Source organism: Stenotrophomonas sp. GD03777, from assembly GCF_029842485.1.
In the GTDB taxonomy this organism is placed as follows: Bacteria; Pseudomonadota; Gammaproteobacteria; order Xanthomonadales; family Xanthomonadaceae; genus Stenotrophomonas; species Stenotrophomonas sepilia.
Genome location: NZ_JAOCGL010000001.1, coordinates 149,327 through 171,036, shown reverse-complemented (window position 1 = coordinate 171,036; position 21,710 = coordinate 149,327). Strand labels below are relative to the sequence as shown.

Genomic DNA, 21,710 nt, shown 5'->3' with positions numbered 1-21,710 from the left:
CTACGCTGCCGGCCAGCCACCCCGCACTGGACTGGATACCCTGATGGCCCGCTATGAAATGCTCAATAACATCGCGCATCGGGACCTGAAGGTCGCCACCGGATTCGGGCCGCAGTTCGGCGATGCGGTGGGCATGGTGCCGGCCTATCCCAGCGAGTTCGCTGAACTGCAGCGTGAGTATCCGATCTTCCTGCGCAGGGAAGCCGGGACGGGAGCGTGGCAGTCCGTGGCCCTGCTGGGTTTCGAACAACACGAGAACCTGTTCCTGCTGGACGGGCGCTGGAATGCCTCCTACCTGCCTGGCGCGGCGGCCAAAGGGCCGTTCCTGATCGGCTTCCAAGAGCACTACGTGGATGGCGTGCTCACCCAGGATGCGGTGATGCACGTGGACCTGGACCATCCGCGCGTCACCGCCGGCGTCGGTGAGCCGCTGTTCCTGCCGCAGGGCGGCAACACGCCCTACCTGGACCACATCGCCGGCGTTCTGCGCGGCATCCACGAGGGCAGTGCCTTCGCGGCCAGTATGTTCACGATGCTCGACGACTGCGGGCTCATCCAGCCGGTCACGCTCGATGTGCAGCTCGCGCCGCACCACCGGGTGAGCGTGAGCGGATTGCACGGCATCGACCGCGAGCGCCTGGCTGCGCTGGACAGTCCACGCCTGGCTGCGTTGAACCGCGCCGGTTACCTGGAGGGTGCGTACCTGATGCTTGCCTCGCTGCATAACATGCGCCGCCTGATCGCCGAGAAGCAGCGCCGTCTCCGCGTCCAGGACGGCACCGCGCAGGCGGCCAGGAACTGACCGGTGCAGGCCACCCTGCCGATGCGGATCCTGGAAGGCATCGATCCTGCCGCCTTGCCACTGGCTGACCTGGTGGAGGCCGGTGAGCCAGTCGTGCTGCGTGGCATCGCCACCGATTGGCCGCTGGTCCAGGCCGGGCTGGGCGGGGTGCAGGATGCAATGGCGTACCTGTGCAGCGTCGATGCGGGTGCACCCATCCAGTACTCGTTTGGCGGCGCCGAGATCGGGGGGCGCCCGTTCTACAGCGCGGACTTCACCCGGTTGAACTTCGAAGTGCGGCGCGGCGTGCTGGCCCAGGTGCTGGAAGAGATCGCCATGACGCTGCATGCACCGCAACCGCCCACTTACTACGTGGCCTCGCTGCCGATTGCGCGGGCACTGCTGCCGGCATTCGCGCAGGCCAACGACGCCGGTCTGGCGAGGCAGGGCATCGACGCCACCGCCAGCATCTGGATCGGCAACCGGGTGACGGCCTCGTGCCATTTCGACACACCCGACAACCTCGCCTGCTGCGCGGTGGGGCGGCGCGAGTTCACCCTGTTCCCGCCCGCCCAGATCGACAACCTCTATCCGGGCCCGCTCGATCCCACGCCGGGCGGACAGGTGGTCAGCGTGGTGGACTTCGAACAGCCAGACTTCGATCGGCATCCACGTTTCCGCGAGGCGCTGGCGCAGGCGCGCAGTGCGGTGCTTGGGCCCGGCGATGCGATCTTCATTCCCAGCATGTGGTGGCACCATGTACGCAGCCTGGAACCGTTCAACGTGCTGGTGAACTACTGGTGGCGAAGCTCGCCGGCCTGGCTGGGATCCGCGCTGGCGGCGCTGCACCACGCGATGTGGGCCGTGCGTGATCTGCCGGCGCGCGAAAAGCAGGCCTGGGAAGGGCTCTTCCGCTACTACGCATTCGGCCCTGGCGAGCGCGCGGGGCAGCACCTGCCTGACGCCGCGCGAGGGGATCTGGCACCGTTCGACGAGCAGCGCGCCCGCCGCATGCGCGCGATGCTGCTGGGCAGGCTCAACCGTTGAGAGAGGGCACCATGTTGGATACCCAGAGCACGCCTTCAGGGCGCATCCGCAAGGTGGTCATTGCCGGTGGCGGTACGGCGGGTTGGCTGGCCGGCTGCGCGCTTGCGCACCAGTTCCGTGACCAGCTGGAGATCACGCTGGTCGAGTCCGAGCAGATCGGCACGGTCGGTGTCGGTGAGTCCACTGTGCCGCCGATCCGCACCTTCCACCGCTTCCTGCAGATCGACGAGCAGGAGTTCCTGCGTGCGGTGGCCGGCACCTTCAAGCTGTCGATCTCGTTCGAGAACTGGCGCCTGCCGGGCGATCGCTTCTTCCATCCGTTCGGCACCATCGGCCATGGCACCTGGGCGGCCCCCTTCCATCACTTCTGGCTGGACAGCCTGCGCCGCGGCATGCCCTCGGACCTGGGCGACTTCTGCCTGGAGAGCATCGCCTCGCGTGGCGACCGCTTCTCGCTGCACACCCAGCCGCAGGCCAGCTATGCGTATCACTTCGATGCCGGGCTGTATGCGAGGTTCCTGCGCGGTAGGGCCGAGGCACACGGCCTGCGCCGGATCGAAGGCCGGATCGCCCAGGTCAGGCAGCACGCGCACGACGGGTCGGTGCAGGCGCTGGTGCTGGACGACGGCCAGGTGATCGAGGGCGATCTGTTCATCGACTGCACCGGCTTCCGCGGCCTGCTGATCGAGCAGGCACTGGGCACCGGCTACGAGGACTGGCACGAATGGCTGCCATGCGACCGGGCCGTGGCGGTGCAGACCGAAGCGGTGGCGCCGCCGGTACCCTATACCCGGGCGATCGCCCACGAGGCGGGGTGGCGCTGGCACATCGCGCTGCAGCACCGCGTTGGCTGCGGGCTGGTGTATGACAGCCGCCATCTGTCCGATGACGAGGCCGCCGCGAAACTGTTGCGCGATGCCGGGGCTCCACCCTTGCGCGATCCATGGAAGGTGCCGTTCCGCAGTGGACGCCGGCTGAAGGCCTGGAACAGGAACGTGGTGTCGCTCGGGCTGGCCAGCGGCTTTATCGAACCGCTGGAGTCGACCAGCATCCATCTGACGATCAGCGCGGTAGTGCGCCTGATCCAGCTGTTCCCGTTCGACGGCATCAGTGCGTCGCTGGTGCAGCTGTACAACGATGTCAGCCGCCAGGAAATGGAGCACGTGCGCGACTTCATCATCCTGCACTACCACGCCACGCAGCGCAGCGAACCGATGTGGAAGGCCTGTCGCGAGATGCGCGTGCCCGAGTCCCTGCAGCAGCGGCTGCAGGCGTGGCGCGAGCGTGCGCATGCGTGGCAGGACCCCGGCGAGCTGTTCCGCGTCGAATCCTGGACCAGCGTGCTGCTCGGGCAGGGCATCGCGCCCGGTCCTGCGCACCCGCTGGCGCAGGCCGTGAGTGATGTCGATCTGCGCACCTTGTTGAAGGGCATCCAACGGCCTGTGCAGCAGGCCGCCGCGCAGATGCCGGCGCAGGCGGAGTTCATCGCGCAGTACTGCAGGTCCGGCGTGGACGTGTGGCGTTCGACGGCAGCAAGCGCGTAGCAGGCTTTTGCGTTGCAGCACGCTTTTTCCGCTGCAGCTGGTTACAGTGCGGCAACACCGCGGGCGATGACGCGCGCGGTGGCAACGAGGGGGCCGGACACCACGCCCCCTTTTTGAGTCCACGGAATGTTAGCGCTACCTTTTTGTTGATCGGAGGCGGTTTCGATGGGTCTGGTTGCAGGGATCGATGCAGGGACGCAGAGCCTGAAGGTGCTGGTCTATGACCCGCTGAAGCAGGCGGTGGTGGCCTCGGCCAGCGCGCCGCTCGCGCTGGACAGCGGTGCCGACGGCAGCCGCGAACAGGCGCCGGCCGACTGGGTGTCGGCCCTGCGCGACTGCTTTGCCCGGATCGATCCCTCGCTGCGCGCACGCATCGTTGCGCTGGCGGTATCGGGCCAGCAGCATGGGTTCGTGCCAGTTGGCGATGATGGCCAGGTACTGGCGCCGGCCAAGCTGTGGTGCGACACCAGCACCTCGGTCGAATGCATCCAGATCATGGAGGCCGTGGGCGGGTTCCAGCGGACCATCGCGCTGGCGGGCAATCCGATCCTGGCCGGCTACACGGCCTCCAAGCTGCCCTGGACCCGGACCCACCGTGCCGACGCCTATGCGCGGCTGGCGACCATCCTGCTGCCACACGACTACCTGAATTTCGTGTTGACCGGGCAGCGGTTCTGCGAGCTTGGCGATGCGTCCGGCACCGGCTGGTTGGACGTGCGCACACGCACATGGTCGCAGGAACTGCTGCGCGCAACCGATCCTGATCGTGATCTTGCTGCCTGCCTGCCGCCGATCGCTGCGCCCGATGCCCTGTTCGATATCGCGCCGAAGGCCGCAGCCGCGCTCGGGCTGCCGGCGGCGGTGAAGGTGGCCGTTGGCGGCGGCGACAACATGATGGCGGCGATCGGCACCGGCTGCGTCACGGAAGGGCGGCTGGCGATGAGCCTGGGAACCTCCGGAACGCTGTTTGCGTATTCCGGCTCGCCGGTGATCGATCCGGATGGCGCGTGGGCGGCGTTCTGCTCGTCCACGGGGGGCTGGCTGCCGCTGATCTGCACCATGAACTGCACCGTGGCCACCGAACGCGTGGCCAGCGCCTTCGGTTTCAGCAGCCGCGACGGCGACGCGCATCTTCGCGCAACGCCGCCGGGGGCAGGGGGCCTGGTGATGCTGCCGTTCCTCAATGGCGAACGTACCCCTGACCTGCCGCTCGGCAAGGGTGTGCTGGCTGGCCTGGATACCGCCAATTTCACCCCGGCGCATCTCTACCGCGCCGCCATGGAGGGCGCGACCTACAGCCTGAAGTACGGCTACGACGCCTTCGTCCGCGCGGGCATGCAGTTCGATCGCATCGTGCTCACCGGCGGTGGCAGCAACAGCGCTGCCTGGCGTCAGCTGGTGGCTGATGTGTTCGGCCTGCCGGTGGAGGTCCCGATGCAGGCCGAAGGCGCGGCGTTTGGTGCGGCACTGCAGGCGCTGTGGGCGCTCGCCCGGGCGCAGGGAGACGCCACCTCGATCAGCGACATCACCGCGCGCCACGTCACCGTCGATCCCGCGCTGTCCGCACGGCCGGATCCGGCCCGCAGCGATGCCTATGCACGGGCCTACGCACGCTTCCTCAGCCATCTTGATGCCATCACGCCACTGCAGCGCGGCTGATGGCTCCTCCACGACACCCCGTACAACGACAGGAGCACGCACCATGAGCACGCAGCCCTTCATCGGCGCCAAGGAATACTTCCCCGGCGTCGGCCGCATTCCGTTCGAGGGCAAGGGCTCGGACAATCCGCTTGCCTTCAAGGTCTACGATGCCAACCGGGTCATCGGTGGCAAGTCCATGCAGGAGCATCTGCGCTTCGCCGTGTGCTACTGGCACACCTTCTGCAATGCCGGGCACGATCCGTTCGGCCCGGGCACCCGCCAGTTCCCGTGGGAGGCCGCCTCGCCACTGGCCACGGCCGAAGCAAAGGTGGACGCGGCGTTCGAGTTCTTCACCAAGCTGGGCGTGCCGTACTGGTGCTTCCACGATATCGACCTGGCGCCGGATGCCGACGACATCGGCCAGTACCAGAAGAACCTCTCGCATATGGTGGGCCTGGCCAAGGCACGCCAGGAGGCCACCGGCGTCAAGCTGCTGTGGGGCACGGCCAACCTGTTCTCGCACCCGCGCTACATGAACGGCGCATCGACCAATCCCGACTTCGCGGTGGTCGCGCGTGCAGCCGTGCAGGTCAAGGCCGCCCTGGAGGCCACGGTCGAACTCGGTGGCGAGCACTACGTGTTCTGGGGCGGGCGCGAAGGCTATGCGTCGCTGGCCAATACCCAGATGAAGCGGGAGATCGAGCATTTCGCGCGCTTCCTGACCATGGCACGCGACTATGGCCGCAGCATCGGGTTGAAGGGCAACTTCCTGATCGAGCCCAAGCCGATGGAGCCGATGAAGCACCAGTACGACTTCGACAGTGCCACGGTGGTGGGCTTCCTGAAGGAACACGGGCTGGACAAGGACTTCAAGCTCAACATCGAGGCCAACCACGCCACGTTGTCCGGCCATACCTTCGAGCACGACCTGCAGGTCGCGTCCGATCATGGCCTGCTCGGCAGCATCGATGCCAACCGCGGCAACGCCCAGAACGGCTGGGACACCGACCAGTTCCCCAGCGATCTGTACGACACCGTGGGCGCAATGCTGGTCGTGCTGCGCCAGGGCGGGCTGGAGGGCGGGTTGAACTTCGATGCGAAGGTGCGCCGTGAGTCGACCGACCTGGAGGATCTGTTCATTGCCCATATCGGCGGCATGGATGCGTTCGCACGCGGGCTGGAGGTTGCCCATGCACTGCTGACCGAGTCGCCGTGGGAGCAATGGCGTGCGCAGCGCTACGCAAGCTTCGATTCCGGCGCCGGCCAGGATTTCGAGCGTGGCACGCTCAGCCTGCCGGACCTTGCGGCACTGGCCGCCCGCCTCGGCGAACCGCGCCAGGCCAGCGGCAAGCAGGAGCGTTACGAAAACCTGCTCAACCAGTACCTGCTGCGCTGAGCGCGGCCACGGTGCACTCAAGGGGATGGGGATGAACCAGGCAGCAGGCAGCGGTGAGAACACGCGGCTGATCGTACTGATCAGCGTGGTGGCGACGATTGGCGGTTTTCTGTTCGGCTTCGACAGCGGCGTGATCAACGGTACCCAGGATGGCCTGCACCAGGCGTTCCGGTCCGGTGAATGGATGCAGGGGTTCGAGATCGCGTCGATGCTGCTGGGCTGTGCGGTGGGCGCGTTCAGTGCAGGCCGGCTGGCCGATCGCCTGGGCCGCCGCAACGTGCTGATCCTGTCGGCAGTGATGTTCCTGCTGTCGGCACTCGGTGCCGGGGCGGCGGTCTCGTCGGCCTGGTTCATTGCCGCGCGGGTGGTGGGTGGATTCGCGGTCGGCGCGGCCAGCGTGATCTCGCCGGCCTACATTGCGGAGGTCGCTCCGGCCCGTTACCGCGGACGCCTGGCTACCGTGCAGCAGATCGCGATCATCACCGGCCTCACCGCCGCGTTCCTGTCCAACTACCTGCTGGCGGCCGCAGCGGGCGCGTCGACCGAACCGCTGTGGGGCGGGCAGGCCGCCTGGCGCTGGATGTTCTGGATGCAGGCCGCGCCATCACTGGTGTTCCTGCTGCTGTTGCTGACCATTCCGGAGAGCCCGCGCTACCTGGTGGTGAAACGACGCAAGGACGACGCCCTGCGGGTACTGACCCGGCTGCTGGGCAGCGACAAGGCCAGGGCCACGCTCGAGGAGATCGATGCCTCGCTGTCCAACGACCATCATCGCCCGCGACTGTCGGACCTGAAGAGCACGCTGACCGGGCGGATCCGCCCGATCGTGTGGGTCGGCGTCGGGCTGGCCTGCTTCCAGCAGCTGGTCGGCATCAACGTGGTGTTCTATTACGGCGCCGTGCTGTGGCAGGCGGTCGGCTTTTCCGAGAACGACGCACTGCTGATCAACGTGCTGTCCGGCGCACTGAGCATCGGCGCCTGCGTGGTCACCGTGCTGCTGATTGACCGGATCGGCCGCAAGCCCCTGCTGTGGTTCGGCTCGGCCGGGATGTCGCTGTCGCTTGCACTGGTGGTGGTGGCGTTTGCCAGCGGTTCGCTGGCCGACGGGCATCTGCAGCTGCCCGGCCGCATGGGCACGCTGGCGCTGGTGGCGGCCAATGCCTACGTCGTGTTCTTCAATCTGTCCTGGGGGCCGGTGATGTGGGTGATGCTGGGCGAGATGTTCCCGAACCAGATCCGGGGTTCGGCACTGGCGGTCGCCGGCGCGGCGCAGTGGACCTCCAACTTCGTGGTCACGGTGACGTTCCCGATGCTGCTGGCCGCGGCAGGGCTGGCAGCCACCTACGGCATCTACCTGGCCGCTGCCGTGATCTCGGTGATCTTCGTCGTCCGGCATGTGCACGAGACCAAGGGCAAGGAACTGGAGCAGATGGAAGGATGAGCGCCATGACATCGCAGACCTTCGTAAACCGCAGCGGCGCGCTGGTCGCCGCACTGATGCTGGGATTGCTCGGCTGCCGCGGCCAGGACCGGGCTGCCGCCGCCGCAGCCAACGACAACGATCCCTGGCCGGAGGTCACCTGGCCGCTGGCTGCGGACCCGGCACTGGAGAAGCGCATCACCGACCTGATGGCCGGCATGACGGTGGAGGACAAGGTCGGCCAGCTGGTGCAGGGTGACATCGCCAGCGTCACCCCCGACGATGTGCGCCGCTACCGGCTCGGCTCGATCCTGGCCGGTGGCAACTCCGATCCCGGTGGCCGCTATGACGCGTCGCCGGCCGAATGGCTGGCGCTGGCCGACGCCTTCTACGACGCCTCGATGGACACTTCGAAAGGCGGCAAGGCCATTCCGCTGCTGTTCGGCATCGATGCCGTGCACGGGCAGAGCAACATCATTGGCGCCACGTTGTTCCCGCACAACATCGGGCTGGGCGCCACGCGCAATCCGGGGCTGCTGCGGCAGATCGGTGGCATCACCGCGCTGGAGACCCGCGTCACCGGCATGGAATGGACGTTCGCGCCGACCGTTGCCGTACCCCAGGATGATCGCTGGGGACGCACCTACGAAGGCTACTCCGAATCGCCGGACGTGGTGGCCAGCTATGCCGCCGCCATGGTGGAGGGATTGCAGGGCAGGGTGGGAACGCCGGAGTTCCTCGATGGCCGCCATGTGATCGCCTCGGTGAAGCACTTCCTGGGCGATGGGGGCACCACTGACGGCAAGGACCAGGGCGACACCCGCATCAGCGAGTCAGATCTGGTGCGCATCCACGCCGCCGGATATCCGCCGGCAATCGCCGCCGGCGCGCAGACCGCGATGGCGTCGTTCAACAGTGTCAACGGCGAAAAGATGCATGGGCACCGGCATTACCTCACCGATGTGCTCAAGGGCCGCATGAACTTCGGTGGCTTCGTGGTGGGTGACTGGAATGGTCATGGACAGGTCAAGGGCTGCACCACCACAGACTGCCCGGCCACGATCAACGCGGGCCTGGACATGGCGATGGCCTCGGACAGCTGGAAAGGGTTCTACGATACGACGCTGGCTGCGGTGAAGGATGGGCGGATCACGCCGCAACGCCTGGACGATGCGGTGCGCCGGATCCTGCGGGTCAAGTTCCGCCTTGGGCTGTTCGAGGCCGGCAGGCCATCCACGCGGGCCGTCGGCGGGCAGTTCGCACTGATCGGCGCGCCGGCCCATCGCGCGGTTGCCCGGCAGGCCGTGCGCGAGTCGCTGGTCCTGCTGAAGAACCAGAACGGCCTCCTGCCGCTGTCGCCGAAGCAGCGGATCCTCGTGGCCGGCGACGGTGCCGACGATGTCGGCAAGCAGGCCGGCGGCTGGACGCTCAACTGGCAGGGCACCGGCACCACCCGCAAGGACTTCCCCAATGCGGACACGATCTACGAGGGCATCGCGCGCCAGGCCAGCGCGGCGGGTGGTGAAGCCGTGCTTGCCGTCGACGGACGCTATGCAGTGAAGCCCGACGTGGCGGTGGTGGTGTTTGGCGAAGACCCCTATGCCGAGTTCCAGGGAGACCGGCCGACGCTGGCCTACAAGCCCGGCAACGAAACGGACCTGGCGCTGCTCAAGCGGCTCAAGGCCGAAGGCATACCGGTTGTTGCGGTTTTCCTGAGCGGGCGACCGCTCTGGGTGAACCGGGAAATCAATGCCGCCGATGCCTTCGTGGCTGCATGGCTGCCGGGCTCGGAAGGCGCCGGCATTGCCGATGTGCTGCTGCGCGGAAGCGATGGCCGCGTGCAGCACGATTTCAAGGGCAAGCTCAGTTTCAGCTGGCCGCGCACTGCCACCCAGTACGCCAACAACGTGGGCCAGAAGGACTACGATCCGTTGTTTGCGTTCGGCTTCGGCCTGACCTACGCCGACAACGGCGACCTGGCCGCGCTGCCGGAGGCATCGGGCGTGACCGGCAACGAAGGCGCGACCGGCGTCTTCTTCGCGCGTGGTGACGCAGGCCCTGGCATGGCACTGCGGCTCGAGGATGCCGCTGGCCAGGGCCTGACCGTGACCCGCGTACCGGACGCATTGCCCGATGACCGGCTGAAGATCACCGGCGTGGATCATCTGGCGCAGGAGGACGGGCGACGCCTGGCCTGGTCGGGCAAGGGCGAGGCCGTCGCTGCACTGCAGTCGCACACGGCGCTGGACCTGCAGCGCGAATCCAACGGCGACCTGATGCTGCTGACCACGCTACGGGTGGACGCAGCCCCGAAGGGTGAGGCGTGGCTGTCGGTGGGCTGCAGTGCGGGCTGCTCGGCGCGCGTCGCCATCGGGCCGGCGTTGGCGGCGCTTCCACAGGGCCAGTGGAAGCGTGTCGGCGTGCCGCTGAAGTGCCTGGCCAGGGCGGGTGCAAGGATGGACGCGATCGACCGACCGTGGTCGGTGGTGACGGGCGATGCGATGACGATCTCCGTGTCACGCGTCGCGCTGGGTGCGCTGAACGAAGCCGAGGTCACCCTCGGATGCGGAGCATGATGCCTGCGCTACCGCCGCCGGGGCGGCGCGGCGACCGAATCGCGTGCGATCAGCCGATGCGGCATCACATGATCGCGCAGCACCGTTGCGTCCGCCGCCGGACGGCGGATGGTGCGCAGCAGGATGTCGACGGCCGCGTTGGCCATCGAGGCGATGGGCTGGTGGATCGTGGTCAGTTCCGGCCACACGGTGGTGGCGGCCGAGGTGTCATCGAAACCCACGACCGACAGGTCGCGCGGCACTTCCAGCCCGCGCCGGTGCGCGACGGAGATGGCGGCAGCGCCCATGTCGTCGTTGCTGGCGAAAATCGCGGTCGGTGGGCGGCGTTGGGACAACAGCTTTTCGGCGGCAGCCAGGCCGGACCGGTAGGTGTAGTCACCGTGCTGGACCAGGCCAGGCTCCACCGCCAGCCCGGCCTCGCGCAGGGCGGTGACGAAGCCGTCGTAGCGGAGCGCACTTGCGCTCAGGTCATCGCGCCCACGGATGAAACCGATGCGGGTGTGTCCCTGCCGAAGCAGGTGATCGGTCATTTCCTTGCCGGCACTGAAATCGTCGATGCGGACGCAGGACAGGGCCTCGCTCAGGCGCCCCGATGCGATGGCCACGACCGGAATGCCTGCCTTGACCAGTTCGCTTACGGCGGCCTGCGATTCGCACAGGGGTGGCGGCAGGATCACCCCGTCGACGCGTCCGGCGAGCGCACGCGCCGCCTTGCGTTCGGATTCGGCATCCAGGTTGTCCCAGTAGTCGATGACCAGCTGGATGGCGGAACTGGAGGCGACGCGCAGCAGGCCCACCAGCAGTTCGCGCAGGTAGGCGCCGCTGGGGTTGGTGTAGATCAGCGCAATGCGCGTGTGCTGTGCGGCGGCCAGCGAACTGGCGGCAAGATTGGGTGTATAGCCGAGCTCACGCACGGCGCGCAGCACGCGCTCGCGGGTGACGTCGCGCACCTTGCCCTGGTTGATCACCCGCGACACGGTCATCGGCGAAACGCCGGCAAGGGCCGCAACCTCGTCGATCGTCACGCCTGCGGTTCTGCGGCGAACCGATTTCTTCGGCTTGTCCAATGCACGATCCCTTTGTTCTTGGTGGCGCTGCCGCGCGGGTTCGAAGGACGATGATGCGCCGCCCCGGGCCCGGACGTAGTTTACAAAGGCGCATGTTAACGCCGTTGTTGCGTGCTGTCGGCACGCGCCTGTGCGCCGTGCTCGCACTGCTGGCCTGTGCTGGCGGGGCAGGGGCGGAGGATGGCTACAGGCTGTGGATGCGCTACCAGCCGGTTGCCACAACGGTCGCTGCCGTCTACCGGCGGCAGCTGGCCGAAGTGGTGGCGCCGGATGGCACGCCGATGCAGCGCGCCACCCGCGACGAGCTTGCGCGGGGCCTTTCTGGATTGCTGGAAACGGCCCCGCCAATGCGAACGGCAATCACTACTGACCATGCCCTGGTGCTGGGTACGCCGCAGTCTTCGGCGCTGGTTGCCGCGTTCGGCAACGAGATCGCCACGTTGGGCGACGAGGGCTTCCTGATCCGGCAGGTCCGGACCGGGGGGCGCGATGTGCTGCTGGTGGCGGCACGCCGGGATGTCGGCGTGCTGTATGGCATGTTCCACCTGCTGCGCCTGTTGCAGCGTGGCATGCCGCTGCAGGGCCTGGACGTGCGGGAGTCGCCGCGGGTCGCACTGCGCGTGCTCGACCATTGGGACAACCTGGACCGCTACGTCGAGCGTGGCTATGCGGGCAGCTCGCTATGGGACTGGCAGACGTTGCCGCAATGGCGTGACCCGCGCTACACCGACTACGCCCGTGCCAACGCCTCGCTCGGCATCAACGGCACCGTCCTCAACAACGTCAATGCCAGTGCGATGAGCCTGTCGCCGGCCTATCTGGCCAAGGCCGCAGCGCTGGCCGACCTGTTCCGCCCCTATGGCATCCGGGTCTACCTGAGCGCGCGCTTCAGTGCGCCCATCGAGCTCGGCGGCCTGGCAACGGCCGATCCCCTGGATCCGGCTGTGCGGCGCTGGTGGCGCGACAAGGTCGATGAGATCCATGCGCGCATTCCGGATTTCGGCGGATTCCTGGTCAAGGCGAACTCGGAGGGGCAACCCGGCCCGCAGGATTACGGTCGTTCCCATGCCGACGGCGCCAACCTGCTGGCCGACGCGCTGGCGCCCTACAACGGCGTGGTGATGTGGCGGGCCTTCGTGTATTCGCACGAGGTTCCCGAAGATCGCGCCAAGCAGGCGTACAGCGAGTTTGTCGGGCTGGACGGTGCCTTCCGCCCCAACGTGATCGTGCAGGTGAAGAACGGCCCCATCGACTTCCAGCCGCGCGAGCCGTTCCATCCGCTGTTCGGCGCGATGCCACGCACGCCGCTGATGATGGAACTGCAGATCACCAAGGAATACCTGGGTTTTGCGACGCACCTGGTCTACCTGGGAACGCTCTACGAGGAAGTGCTGCAGGCCGACACCCATGCCCGCGGCGAGGGCTCCACGGTTGCCCGCGTGATCGATGGCTCGCTGGAGGGCCACGCACTGACCGGTATTGCCGGCGTCGCCAACATCGGCGTGGACCGTACCTGGAGTGGCTCGCACTTCGACCAGGCCAACTGGTACGCCTTCGGCCGGCTGGCCTGGAACCCGCAGCAATCCGCGCGCGCGATTGCCGAAGACTGGGCAGCGTTGACGTTCTCGCCCGACCCGCAGGTGACCGGCCCGATCGTGCGGATGATGATGGACTCGCGCGAGGCGGCAGTGGATTACATGACGCCGCTGGGCCTGCACCACCTGATGGCACGCGGCCATCACTACGGCCCCGGCCCCTGGGTGGACGGAGGCCCACGTGCGGACTGGACGTCGGTGTACTACCACCGCGCAGACAGCCAGGGCATCGGTTTTGACCGCAGCGCCGGCGGAAGCAACGCAGTAGGCCAGTACGCCCCGCAGGTCGCCGAGATCTACGGCGATTCCGCGCGGGTGCCCGAGTCGCTGCTGCTGTGGTTCCATCATGTGCCGTGGGACCGCCGCATGCGCTCGGGCAGGACGCTCTGGGATGAGCTGGTCGGGCGCTATTCGCGCGGTGTGCGCCAGGTGCGCTCGATGCAGGACACCTGGGCAGCCCTGCGCGACCGGATCGATCCGCAGCGGCATCGGCACGTCGCGGCGTTCCTGCAGATCCAGCACGATGAAGCGCAATGGTGGCGTGACGCCAGCGTGGCGTACTTCCAGTCGCTCAGTGGCCGCCCGCTGCCCGCCGGCGAACAGCCACCGCCGCAGCCATTGTCGTACTACCAGGCCTTGCAGTTTCCGTCCGCACCGGGGGATGGCCGATGAGCAGGTTCGGAGCAGTCGGGTGTGCGCTGTTGATGATGGCTGCGGCAGTGGTGGCGATGCCGGCCGCGGCGCGGGAAACGACGGGATTGCTGCATCCGCTGTTCAGCGATCACGCCGTCCTGCAGCGTGACCGGCCCATTGTGGTCTGGGGGCACGCAGGCCCTCGGCAGCCGGTTTCCGTGACGTTTGCCGGGCAGGCGGTAAGCACCCGGGCGGACGCCGCAGGCGGCTGGCAGGCAACGCTGCCCCCGGTGGCCGCGGGCGGTCCGCACACGCTGGAAGTAAGCGCCGGGACACGTCGGGAGATGGCGCGCGATGTGCTGGTCGGCGACGTATGGCTGTGTTCGGGCCAGTCGAACATGGAGTTGCCGGTGTGGCGCTCGCTCAACGCAGCCAGCGAGATCGCCGCAGCCACGATGCCACGGATCCGGCTGTTCACCGTGCCGCAGCACGCCGCCGTGCAGGCACAGGAGAGCTTCAACGGCAGCACTGCCTGGACATCGGCAACGCCTGATACGGCGCGCGATTTCTCCGCCACCTGCTTCTACTTCGCGCGCGAACTGCAGCGCACGGTCGACGTGCCGATGGGGCTGATCGAGGCAGCGTGGGGTGGCTCGCGGATCGAGGCCTGGACCAGCGTTGGTGCGCTGCGCGGGCAGGGCGGCCTGGACGAGGCCCTCGATATCCTCGCGCGGTCTGCGCGTGATCCGCTGGAGGCACGCGCAGCCTGGGGCCGCTACTGGCAGCACTGGTGGGCCACACGCGAGGGCACGCTGCCCGGCGACGCCCCATGGCGCGCGGATGCCGATGACCGAGGATGGTCGCGCGCACCGGCCACACTGGGCGCATGGGAGCGTTGGAACGTGCCCGCGCTTGCCGATTACAACGGTATGGTCTGGTATCGCACGCAGGTGGTGCTGAGCGCTGAACAGGCTGCACGCGGCGCCACCCTGGAGCTGGGATCGGCCGACGAGGCGGACGTGACCTGGGTGAACGGCGTCTCCGTGGGCAGCCAGTACGGCACCGGCGAGAGGCGCTACCCGTTGCCCAGCGGCCTGCTGAAGGCAGGGTCCAACAGCATTGCGGTCAACGTGCTCGACACCTACGGTGAAGGCGGCCTGGCTGGCCCCGCCACGGCATACGGCCTGCAGTTCGACAACGGCGATCGGGTGGCACTGCAGGGTCCGTGGAAGTACCGGGTGGCGCCGGGCCAACAGGCGCCGCCATTCGCCCCCTGGCAGGCCGCCACCGGGTTGTCGACGCTGTACAACGGAATGATCGCACCGCTCGGCGCTTTCGGGCTGCGCGGCATGCTGTGGTACCAGGGTGAATCGAACACCGGTGATGGCGCGGCGTACGCGGCGCGGTTGCGTGCGCTGCGCGACGATTGGCGGCGTCAGTTCGGTGCGCGCACGCCACTGCTGCTCGCGCAGCTGGCCAGCTATGGCCAGGCACCGGTTTCGCCCGCCGATAGCGGTTGGGCGCAGGTGCGCGAGGCGCAGCGGCGCGTCGCAGCCGAGGATGCGCAGAGCGGGCTCGCCATCGCCATCGACATCGGCGATGCCTACGACATCCACCCGCCGAACAAGCAGGAGCTCGGGCGCCGCCTGGCGCGCGTGGCCCGCCACGTGGTGTACGGCGAGCAGGATCTGGCACCGTCAGGTCCGCGGGCGGTAACGGCCGTGCGGACGCCCACGGCCGTGGCCATTGCGTTCGAGGATGTCGAAGGCGCGCTCACCGCAAGCGGTTCGCTGCGTCCGATCGGCTTTGAACTGTGCGAGGCCAAGGGCCATGCGCGCCACTGCGAGTACGCCGACGCCGAACTGGATGCGCGCCGGATCCTGCTGCGCGGCCCACGGTCGACGCACGCAACGCACGTCCGCTACTGCTGGGCCGATGGCCCGGTGTGCACGCTGCGCGATCGCAGCGGGGCGCCGGCCGGCCCGTTCGAACTTCCCATTGCCGAAGCCGAGGCCCGACGATGATGACGTTGTCCACGCAGTCCCCTCTGGCCCGCGACAGGGCCGGCCTGAGGTCGATGGCGCGCCGCCTGCTGGGGGCGTTGTTCCTGCTGTCGGCCGCTGCCACCCGGGCCAGCGCGCCGCCGGACGCTCCGCCGGTGTACTTCGACTGGTTCGAGTACCGCGGCGATGACCAGGCGTTTGAAGTGCCGCTGCCGGCCGGCCATTACCGCAATCCCGTCCTGGCCGGCTTCCATGCCGATCCCAGCATCGTGCGCGCGAACGGCCGGTTCTATCTGGTCAATTCCAGCTTCACCTACTTCCCGGGCATTCCGGTGTTCGAGAGTGCTGACCTGGTGCACTGGAAGCAGATCGGCAATGTGATTGACCGCCCCACGCAGCTGGATTTCGACGGGCTGAGCGTCTCGCGCGGCATCTTTGCCCCCACAATCGAGTACCACGACGGGGTCTTCTACGTGGTGACCACGGCCACCGACAGCGGCGGCAACTTCATTGCCACTGCGCGCGACCCGGCCGGGCCGTGGTCCGATCCGCACTGGCTGCCCGGCATCGATGGCATCGATCCATCACTGTTTTTCGACGACGACGGCAAGGTGTACCTGATCAACAACGATGCACCGCCCGGTCCGCCGCGCTACGACGGGCACCGCGCCATCTGGATGCAGCAGATCGATCTGGCGGCATTCAAGCCGGTCGGGCCACGCCGGGTGCTGGTTGATGGAGGCGTGGAGCCAGCGAAGAATCCGATCTGGATCGAGGGACCGCACATCTACAAGCGGGAGGGCTGGTATTACCTGTCCGACGCTGAAGGGGGTACCGGGCCGCAGCATTCGCAGGTGGTGCTGCGCAGCCGCACGGTGTGGGGACCCTACGTTGCCTATGCGGGCAATCCGATCCTGACCCAGCGCGAACTGCCGGACGACCGTCCGCTTCCGATCACCAATGCCGGCCACGCCGACCTGGTCGAAGGCCCGGATGGCTCGTGGTGGGCGGTGTTCCTGGCCAGCCGCAACTATCAGAAGCGCCACTACAACACCGGGCGCGAGACCTACCTGTTGCCGGTGCGCTGGCAGGATGGCTGGCCGCAGATCCTGCCGACCGACCAGGCCATTCCCTACGTGGCCGAGGCGCCGTCATGGATGCAGGGCGAGGCATCGCAGGCCCCGTCGACCGGCAATTTCGTGGCGCGCGACAATTTTGATGGCCCAGCGCTCGATCGCCAGTGGCTGCGCGTGCGCGTGCCCAGGCATGCCTGGGCTGACCTGCACAAGCGCCCCGGCATGCTGGCCGTGCACCCGCTTGCCGAGGATCTGGACACGTTGCGCAATCCGGCATTTCTCGGCCGGCGCCAGCAGCACCTGCGCTTTGAGGCGAGCACCGCGATGACCCCGCCAGCCCCCGGTGTCGCCGCCGGTCTGGCGGCGTTCCAGAGCGAGGCGTACTGGTACTTCCTCGGCGTTCGTGACCTTGGCGGGGGGCGCCTCTCGCTCTTCCTCGAAGCGCGTGACGGGGGTGGCAGCACGCGGACGCTGGCCAGCCATGACGTGCCGGCGTCTGCAGCGCTGCGCCTGAAGATTGCCGGCAACGAGGGCGACTACGCGTTCTCGTTCGACACCGGCGACGGGCAGGGCTGGCAACTGCTCGCAGGCGACGTGGACGGCACCGTTCTGAGTACGGACCGGGCAGGCGGCTTCGTGGGTGCACTGCTGGGTCCCTTCGCGCGCGACGAGCGCACCGGGAGAAGCAAATGAGACTGTCGATTTCGTCCAGGGCCCGCCGCCGTACGTGGCGTGGACGGGCCACCGTGTTCGTCCTGAGCTGCGTGGCGGCCGCCGCATCCGCGGCCGCGCCACGGCCCTGGCTGGATGTCTCGGCAAGCTTCGAGCAACGGGCCGCCGCACTCGTCGCGCAGATGACCCTGGAAGAGAAGGCCGCGCAGATGCAGAATGCCGCGCCGGCAATCGAACGGCTGGGTGTGCCCGCCTACGACTGGTGGAATGAGGGGTTGCATGGCGTGGCACGGGCAGGGCAGGCCACGGTGTTTCCGCAGGCAATCGGCCTGGCCGCGACCTTCGATGTACCGTTGATGGGGCAGGTGGCCACGACCATCAGCGACGAGGCCCGCGCAAAGCACCACCAGTTCCTCCGCGAAGGCGCGCATGGCCGTTACCAGGGCCTGACCTTCTGGTCGCCGAACGTCAACATCTTCCGCGACCCGCGCTGGGGTCGCGGACAGGAGACCTACGGCGAGGATCCCTACCTCACCGCGCGCATGGGCGTGGCCTTCGTACGCGGCCTGCAGGGCGACGACCCCGTCTACCGCAAGCTGGACGCCACCGCCAAGCACCTGGCCGTGCACAGCGGACCGGAGGCCGACCGCCATCACTTCGATGCACGCCCCAGCCGGCGCGACCTCTACGACACCTACCTGCCGGCGTTCGAGGCGCTGGTGAAGGAAGGCGAAGTGGATGCGATCATGGGCGCCTACAACCGCGTTTTCGGCGAGTCCGCCAGCGCCAGCCGCTTCCTGCTGCGTGATCTGCTGCGACGCGACTGGGGCTTCAAGGGCTACGTGGTCTCGGACTGCTGGGCCATCGTCGATATCTGGAAGCACCACCGTATCGTCACCACGCGCGAAGCCGCCGCGGCGCTGGCGGTCAGGAACGGCACGGAGCTGGAATGCGGCCAGGAGTACGCAACGCTGCCTGCGGCAGTGCGCCAGGGGCTGATCAGCGAAGCGGAGATCGACGATGCGGTAACCCGCCTGTTCACCGCACGGATGCGCCTGGGCATGTTCGATCCGCCGGAGCGGGTGCGCTGGGCGCGCATTCCGGCCTCGGTGAACCAGGCGCCGGCCCATGATGCGCTCGCGCTCAAGGCCGCGCAGGCCTCGCTGGTGCTGCTGAAGAACGATGGCATCCTGCCGCTGTCGCGCGACACCAAGCGCATTGCCGTGGTTGGACCCACCGCCGACGACACCATGGCGCTGCTCGGCAACTACTTCGGCACACCGGCCGCGCCGGTCACGATCCTGCAGGGCATACGCGAGGCGGCCAAGGGCGCTGAGGTGCGGTATGCGCGTGGTGTGGACCTGGTGGAAGGGCGCGACGATCCCGGTGCAACGCCGTTGATCGAGCCGACCTTCCTGCGGCCCTCGGCGGACTCGCCCGAGCGCGGCCTGCGCGGCGAGTACTTCCGCACGCCCGACCTGTCTGGCACTCCGGCCCTGGTGCGTACCGACGCGCAGATCGGCTTCCGCTGGGACCGGGGCTCGCCGACCGACAACCTGCTGGCACGCGGCGAAGCGGCACCGGGGCAGGGGATTCCCAACGACCGCTTCAGCATCCGCTGGAGCGGCCAGCTGCTGCCCCCCGTGTCCGGTCGCTACCGGCTGGAGGTGGCCGGCGATGATGGCTACCGCCTGTACCTTGACGGCAAGCGTGTGATCGATCACTGGGTGAACACGGATCGCCTGCATGCCGAGGGTGTCGAACTCGACCTGCAGGCGGGGCGTGCCTATGACCTGAAACTGGAATACTACGATGACCAGCGCGATGCCGGCGTGCGCCTGGGGTGGCGCATGCCCGGTGCCAAGGCGCCGTTCGATGAAGCGCTCGATGCTGCACGCGAGGCCGATGTGGTGGTGTTCGTCGGTGGACTCACCGGCGATGTCGAAGGCGAGGAAATGACGGTCAACTATCCGGGCTTTGCCGGTGGCGACCGCACCGACCTGCGGTTGCCCGCGCCGCAGCGCACCCTGCTGGAGGCCCTGCACGCTACCGGCAAGCCGGTGGTGATGGTACTCACCGGCGGCTCGGCCATCGCGGTGGACTGGGCGCAGGCGCATCTGCCGGCGATCCTGATGAGCTGGTACCCCGGGCAGCGCGGCGGCACCGCCGTCGGCCAGGCGCTGTTCGGCGATGTCAATCCCGCTGGCCGTTTGCCGGTCACGTTCTACCAGGCCGGCGAAGCAATGCCGGCATTCGAAGACTACGCCATGGAGGGCCGCACCTACCGCTACTTCCACGGTACGCCGCTGTATCCGTTCGGTCACGGTCTGTCGTATACGCGATTCGACTATGGAACGCTGCGCCTCGATGCAGACAGCCTCCGCGCCGATGGCCGCCTGGGCGTGGCGGTGGATGTGGCCAACGCAGGCACGCGCAGCGGTGACGAAGTGGTACAGCTGTACGTGCGGCGCGAACACGCCGGTGGCGGTGATGCCGTGCAGGAACTGCGCGGCTTCCAGCGGGTCCATCTGGCTCCGGGCGAACGCCGCACGGTGACGTTCACCCTGGAGGCAGCGCAGGCCCTGCGCCACTATGACCAAGCGCGTGCGGCGTACGCGGTGCAGCCCGGTGCCTACGAGGTCAGGGTAGGGGCGTCCAGTGCCGATATTCGTGCGCAGGGCAGGTTCACCGTGGTGCCCGCGCATGACTGATCGCCCTCGTTGGCATCGATTCCCCTTCGACCAGATCCCTTTTCCAGGACGTCCGCTGCATGGCAAGCACTGAACACGCGCTGTCGGTTCGCGAGAAGCTCGGCTACAGCCTGGGCGATCTCGCTGCCAACCTGATCTTCCAGACCCTGATCACCTACCTGGCATTCTTCTACACCGACGTCTACCGCCTGCCAGCGGCGACCGCGGCCACGATCATCTTTGTGGTCGGCCTGCTGGGCGCGTTCGTGTTCACGCCGTTGATCGGCATCGCGGCTGACCGAACGTCCACCCGTTGGGGCCGCTTCCGCCCGTGGATCCTGTGGACGGCCATCCCCTTTGGCGTACTGTCCCTGCTGGCGTTCAGCACCCCGGACCTGGGCGAGCGCGGAAAGGTGATCTATGCACTGGGCACCTACGCGCTGCTGGTCTGTGTTTACGCCGCGAACAACCTGCCGTACTCGGCGCTGAGCGGCGTGCTGACCGGCAGCATGGCCCAGCGCAACAGCCTTTCGGCTTACCGCTTCGTGGCCGTGATGATCGCGCAGTTCATCATCCAGGTGCTGCTGATGCCGCTGGTGCTGATTCTGGGTGACGGCGACCGGGTGCGCGGCTTCGAACAGGTCATGACCGCCTTCGCACTGATCGGAACAGTGTTCTTCCTGATCACCTTCGCCACCACCCGCGAACGCATCGTACCGACGCGCGAGCAGACCGGCGGCATAGTGCAGGACCTGTCGGACCTGCTGCACAACCGCCCGTGGCAGGTGATGCTGGCGCTGACCGTGCTGGTGTTCATCAACCTGGCGTTGAAAGGCGGCACCTACATCTATTACTTCCAGTACTACATGAGCGAAGCGGCGCTGGCCGGCTTTCTGGAAAACTCAGGCTTCAACGGCCTGATCCGTGCATTGAATGGCGCCCTCGCCAGCGCCGGTTTCGCGGCGTTCACCTGGCCGAAGGACGCGGCCACCTCGGCGTTCAGCCTGTTCAACGCGTGCGGCATCCTCTGCATGATCCTGGGTATTGGTGCATCACGGCGGCTGGCGGATCGCTTCGGCAAGCGCGATGTCTTCGGTGGCGCCTTGTCTGTCTCGACCCTGTTCCTGCTGGCCTTCTACCTGTTCCCACCCACGGCGGTGGCGGTGGCGTTCGCAGCCTTCATGCTGCATGGCTTCTGCTATGGCATCACCATCCCGCTGCTGTGGGCGATGATCGCCGACGTCGCGGACTACTCCGAGTGGAAGAACCATCGCCGGGCCACTGCGATCATCTTCTCGGCGATGCTGTGTGGCCTGAAGATCGGCCTCAGCGTGGGCGGCGCACTGGTCGCCGCGATCCTTGCCCACTACGGCTACCAGGCAGGCCTGGTGCAGCAGCCTGAGGCCGTGGTGCAGGGCATCCGCCTGACCGTAAGCGTCTATTGCTCCCTTCCGTTCCTGCTCGCCGTGGCGCTGCTGTTCTTCTACCGGATCGACAAGCGCGCGGAAACGCGCATCGAGCAGGATCTCCACCTGCGTCGCCGTTCCGCCGACGCCTCCGCGTAACGCC

The 21,710-nt window shown here is 67.7% G+C and carries 13 protein-coding genes; 12 read left to right on the top strand and 1 reads right to left on the bottom strand.

Annotated elements, in window-relative coordinates:
- The first annotated feature begins 43 nt into the window (after window positions 1–43).
- The 7 genes from N5E02_RS00795 to N5E02_RS00765 all read left to right on the top strand — a co-directional run bounded on the left by N5E02_RS00795 (window position 44) and on the right by N5E02_RS00765 (window position 10,405).
- Window positions 44–802 carry a SapC family protein gene (locus tag N5E02_RS00795; protein WP_235649616.1) on the top strand — a complete coding sequence of 253 codons (759 nt, stop codon included), beginning with the start codon at window positions 44–46 and terminating at the stop codon, window positions 800–802.
- A 3-nt stretch (window positions 803–805) separates the two neighbouring features.
- The gene (locus N5E02_RS00790) at window positions 806–1,828 is read left to right on the top strand and encodes a cupin-like domain-containing protein (RefSeq protein WP_235649615.1); all 1,023 of its coding nucleotides are present in this window, start codon (window positions 806–808) and stop codon (window positions 1,826–1,828) included.
- A gap of 11 nt (window positions 1,829–1,839) precedes the next feature.
- Window positions 1,840–3,372, top strand: a complete 1,533-nt coding sequence (locus N5E02_RS00785) for a tryptophan halogenase family protein (protein WP_188247440.1) — start codon at window positions 1,840–1,842, stop codon at window positions 3,370–3,372.
- A gap of 165 nt (window positions 3,373–3,537) precedes the next feature.
- The gene (xylB, locus tag N5E02_RS00780; protein WP_197598990.1) at window positions 3,538–5,031 is read left to right on the top strand and encodes a xylulokinase; all 1,494 of its coding nucleotides are present in this window, start codon (window positions 3,538–3,540) and stop codon (window positions 5,029–5,031) included.
- A gap of 43 nt (window positions 5,032–5,074) precedes the next feature.
- Window positions 5,075–6,409, top strand: a complete 1,335-nt coding sequence (gene xylA, locus N5E02_RS00775; RefSeq protein WP_134955665.1) for a xylose isomerase — start codon at window positions 5,075–5,077, stop codon at window positions 6,407–6,409.
- A 31-nt stretch (window positions 6,410–6,440) separates the two neighbouring features.
- Window positions 6,441–7,850 carry a sugar porter family MFS transporter gene (locus N5E02_RS00770; RefSeq protein ID WP_005416600.1) on the top strand — a complete coding sequence of 470 codons (1,410 nt, stop codon included), beginning with the start codon at window positions 6,441–6,443 and terminating at the stop codon, window positions 7,848–7,850.
- Complete coding sequence (locus N5E02_RS00765) at window positions 7,847–10,405, top strand: exo 1,3/1,4-beta-D-glucan glucohydrolase (protein ID WP_262220013.1); 2,559 nt, start codon at window positions 7,847–7,849, stop codon at window positions 10,403–10,405. Before N5E02_RS00770 ends, N5E02_RS00765 begins: the two co-directional genes overlap by 4 nt.
- Before the next feature lie 8 nt (window positions 10,406–10,413).
- Here the strand turns inward: N5E02_RS00765 and N5E02_RS00760 are convergent, their stop codons facing one another.
- Window positions 10,414–11,472, bottom strand: coding sequence for a LacI family DNA-binding transcriptional regulator (locus N5E02_RS00760; RefSeq protein ID WP_032954175.1), 1,059 nt, complete (start codon window positions 11,470–11,472; stop codon window positions 10,414–10,416).
- A 107-nt stretch (window positions 11,473–11,579) separates the two neighbouring features.
- Between N5E02_RS00760 and N5E02_RS00755 the strand changes: the two genes are divergently transcribed.
- From N5E02_RS00755 to N5E02_RS00735, 5 genes are read left to right on the top strand one after another with little or no spacing between them, the layout of a single operon-like run.
- On the top strand, window positions 11,580–13,739 hold the full coding sequence (locus N5E02_RS00755) for an alpha-glucuronidase family glycosyl hydrolase (RefSeq protein ID WP_235646352.1): 2,160 nt from the start codon (window positions 11,580–11,582) through the stop codon (window positions 13,737–13,739).
- A 32-nt stretch (window positions 13,740–13,771) separates the two neighbouring features.
- Window positions 13,772–15,724 (top strand): sialate O-acetylesterase, encoded by a 1,953-nt coding sequence (locus N5E02_RS00750; protein ID WP_235646174.1) that lies wholly within the window; start codon window positions 13,772–13,774, stop codon window positions 15,722–15,724.
- 53 nt (window positions 15,725–15,777) lie between these two features.
- The gene (locus N5E02_RS00745) at window positions 15,778–17,472 is read left to right on the top strand and encodes a glycoside hydrolase family 43 protein (RefSeq protein ID WP_171956130.1); all 1,695 of its coding nucleotides are present in this window, start codon (window positions 15,778–15,780) and stop codon (window positions 17,470–17,472) included.
- Entirely contained in the window at window positions 17,469–20,162 is a 2,694-nt protein-coding gene (locus N5E02_RS00740) for a glycoside hydrolase family 3 protein (protein WP_279945703.1), read from the top strand. Before N5E02_RS00745 ends, N5E02_RS00740 begins: the two co-directional genes overlap by 4 nt.
- 59 nt (window positions 20,163–20,221) lie before the next feature.
- Window positions 20,222–21,706: an MFS transporter gene (locus N5E02_RS00735; protein WP_279945702.1), complete on the top strand. Its 1,485-nt coding sequence runs from the start codon at window positions 20,222–20,224 to the stop codon at window positions 21,704–21,706.
- Window positions 21,707–21,710 lie beyond the last annotated feature (4 nt).

Bases quoted from the DNA above. Each gene is read 5' to 3' on its own strand.
- N5E02_RS00795 (WP_235649616.1), top strand. From the start codon at position 44: ATGGCCCGCTATGAAATGCTCAATAACATCGCGCATCGGGACCTGAAG.
- N5E02_RS00785 (WP_188247440.1), top strand. From the start codon at position 1,840: ATGTTGGATACCCAGAGCACGCCTTCAGGGCGCATCCGCAAGGTGGTC.
- xylB (WP_197598990.1), top strand. From the start codon at position 3,538: ATGGGTCTGGTTGCAGGGATCGATGCAGGGACGCAGAGCCTGAAGGTG.
- xylA (WP_134955665.1), top strand. From the start codon at position 5,075: ATGAGCACGCAGCCCTTCATCGGCGCCAAGGAATACTTCCCCGGCGTC.
- N5E02_RS00770 (WP_005416600.1), top strand. From the start codon at position 6,441: ATGAACCAGGCAGCAGGCAGCGGTGAGAACACGCGGCTGATCGTACTG.
- N5E02_RS00765 (WP_262220013.1), top strand. From the start codon at position 7,847: ATGAGCGCCATGACATCGCAGACCTTCGTAAACCGCAGCGGCGCGCTG.
- N5E02_RS00750 (WP_235646174.1), top strand. From the start codon at position 13,772: ATGATGGCTGCGGCAGTGGTGGCGATGCCGGCCGCGGCGCGGGAAACG.
- N5E02_RS00745 (WP_171956130.1), top strand. From the start codon at position 15,778: ATGGCGCGCCGCCTGCTGGGGGCGTTGTTCCTGCTGTCGGCCGCTGCC.
- N5E02_RS00740 (WP_279945703.1), top strand. From the start codon at position 17,469: ATGAGACTGTCGATTTCGTCCAGGGCCCGCCGCCGTACGTGGCGTGGA.
- N5E02_RS00735 (WP_279945702.1), top strand. From the start codon at position 20,222: ATGGCAAGCACTGAACACGCGCTGTCGGTTCGCGAGAAGCTCGGCTAC.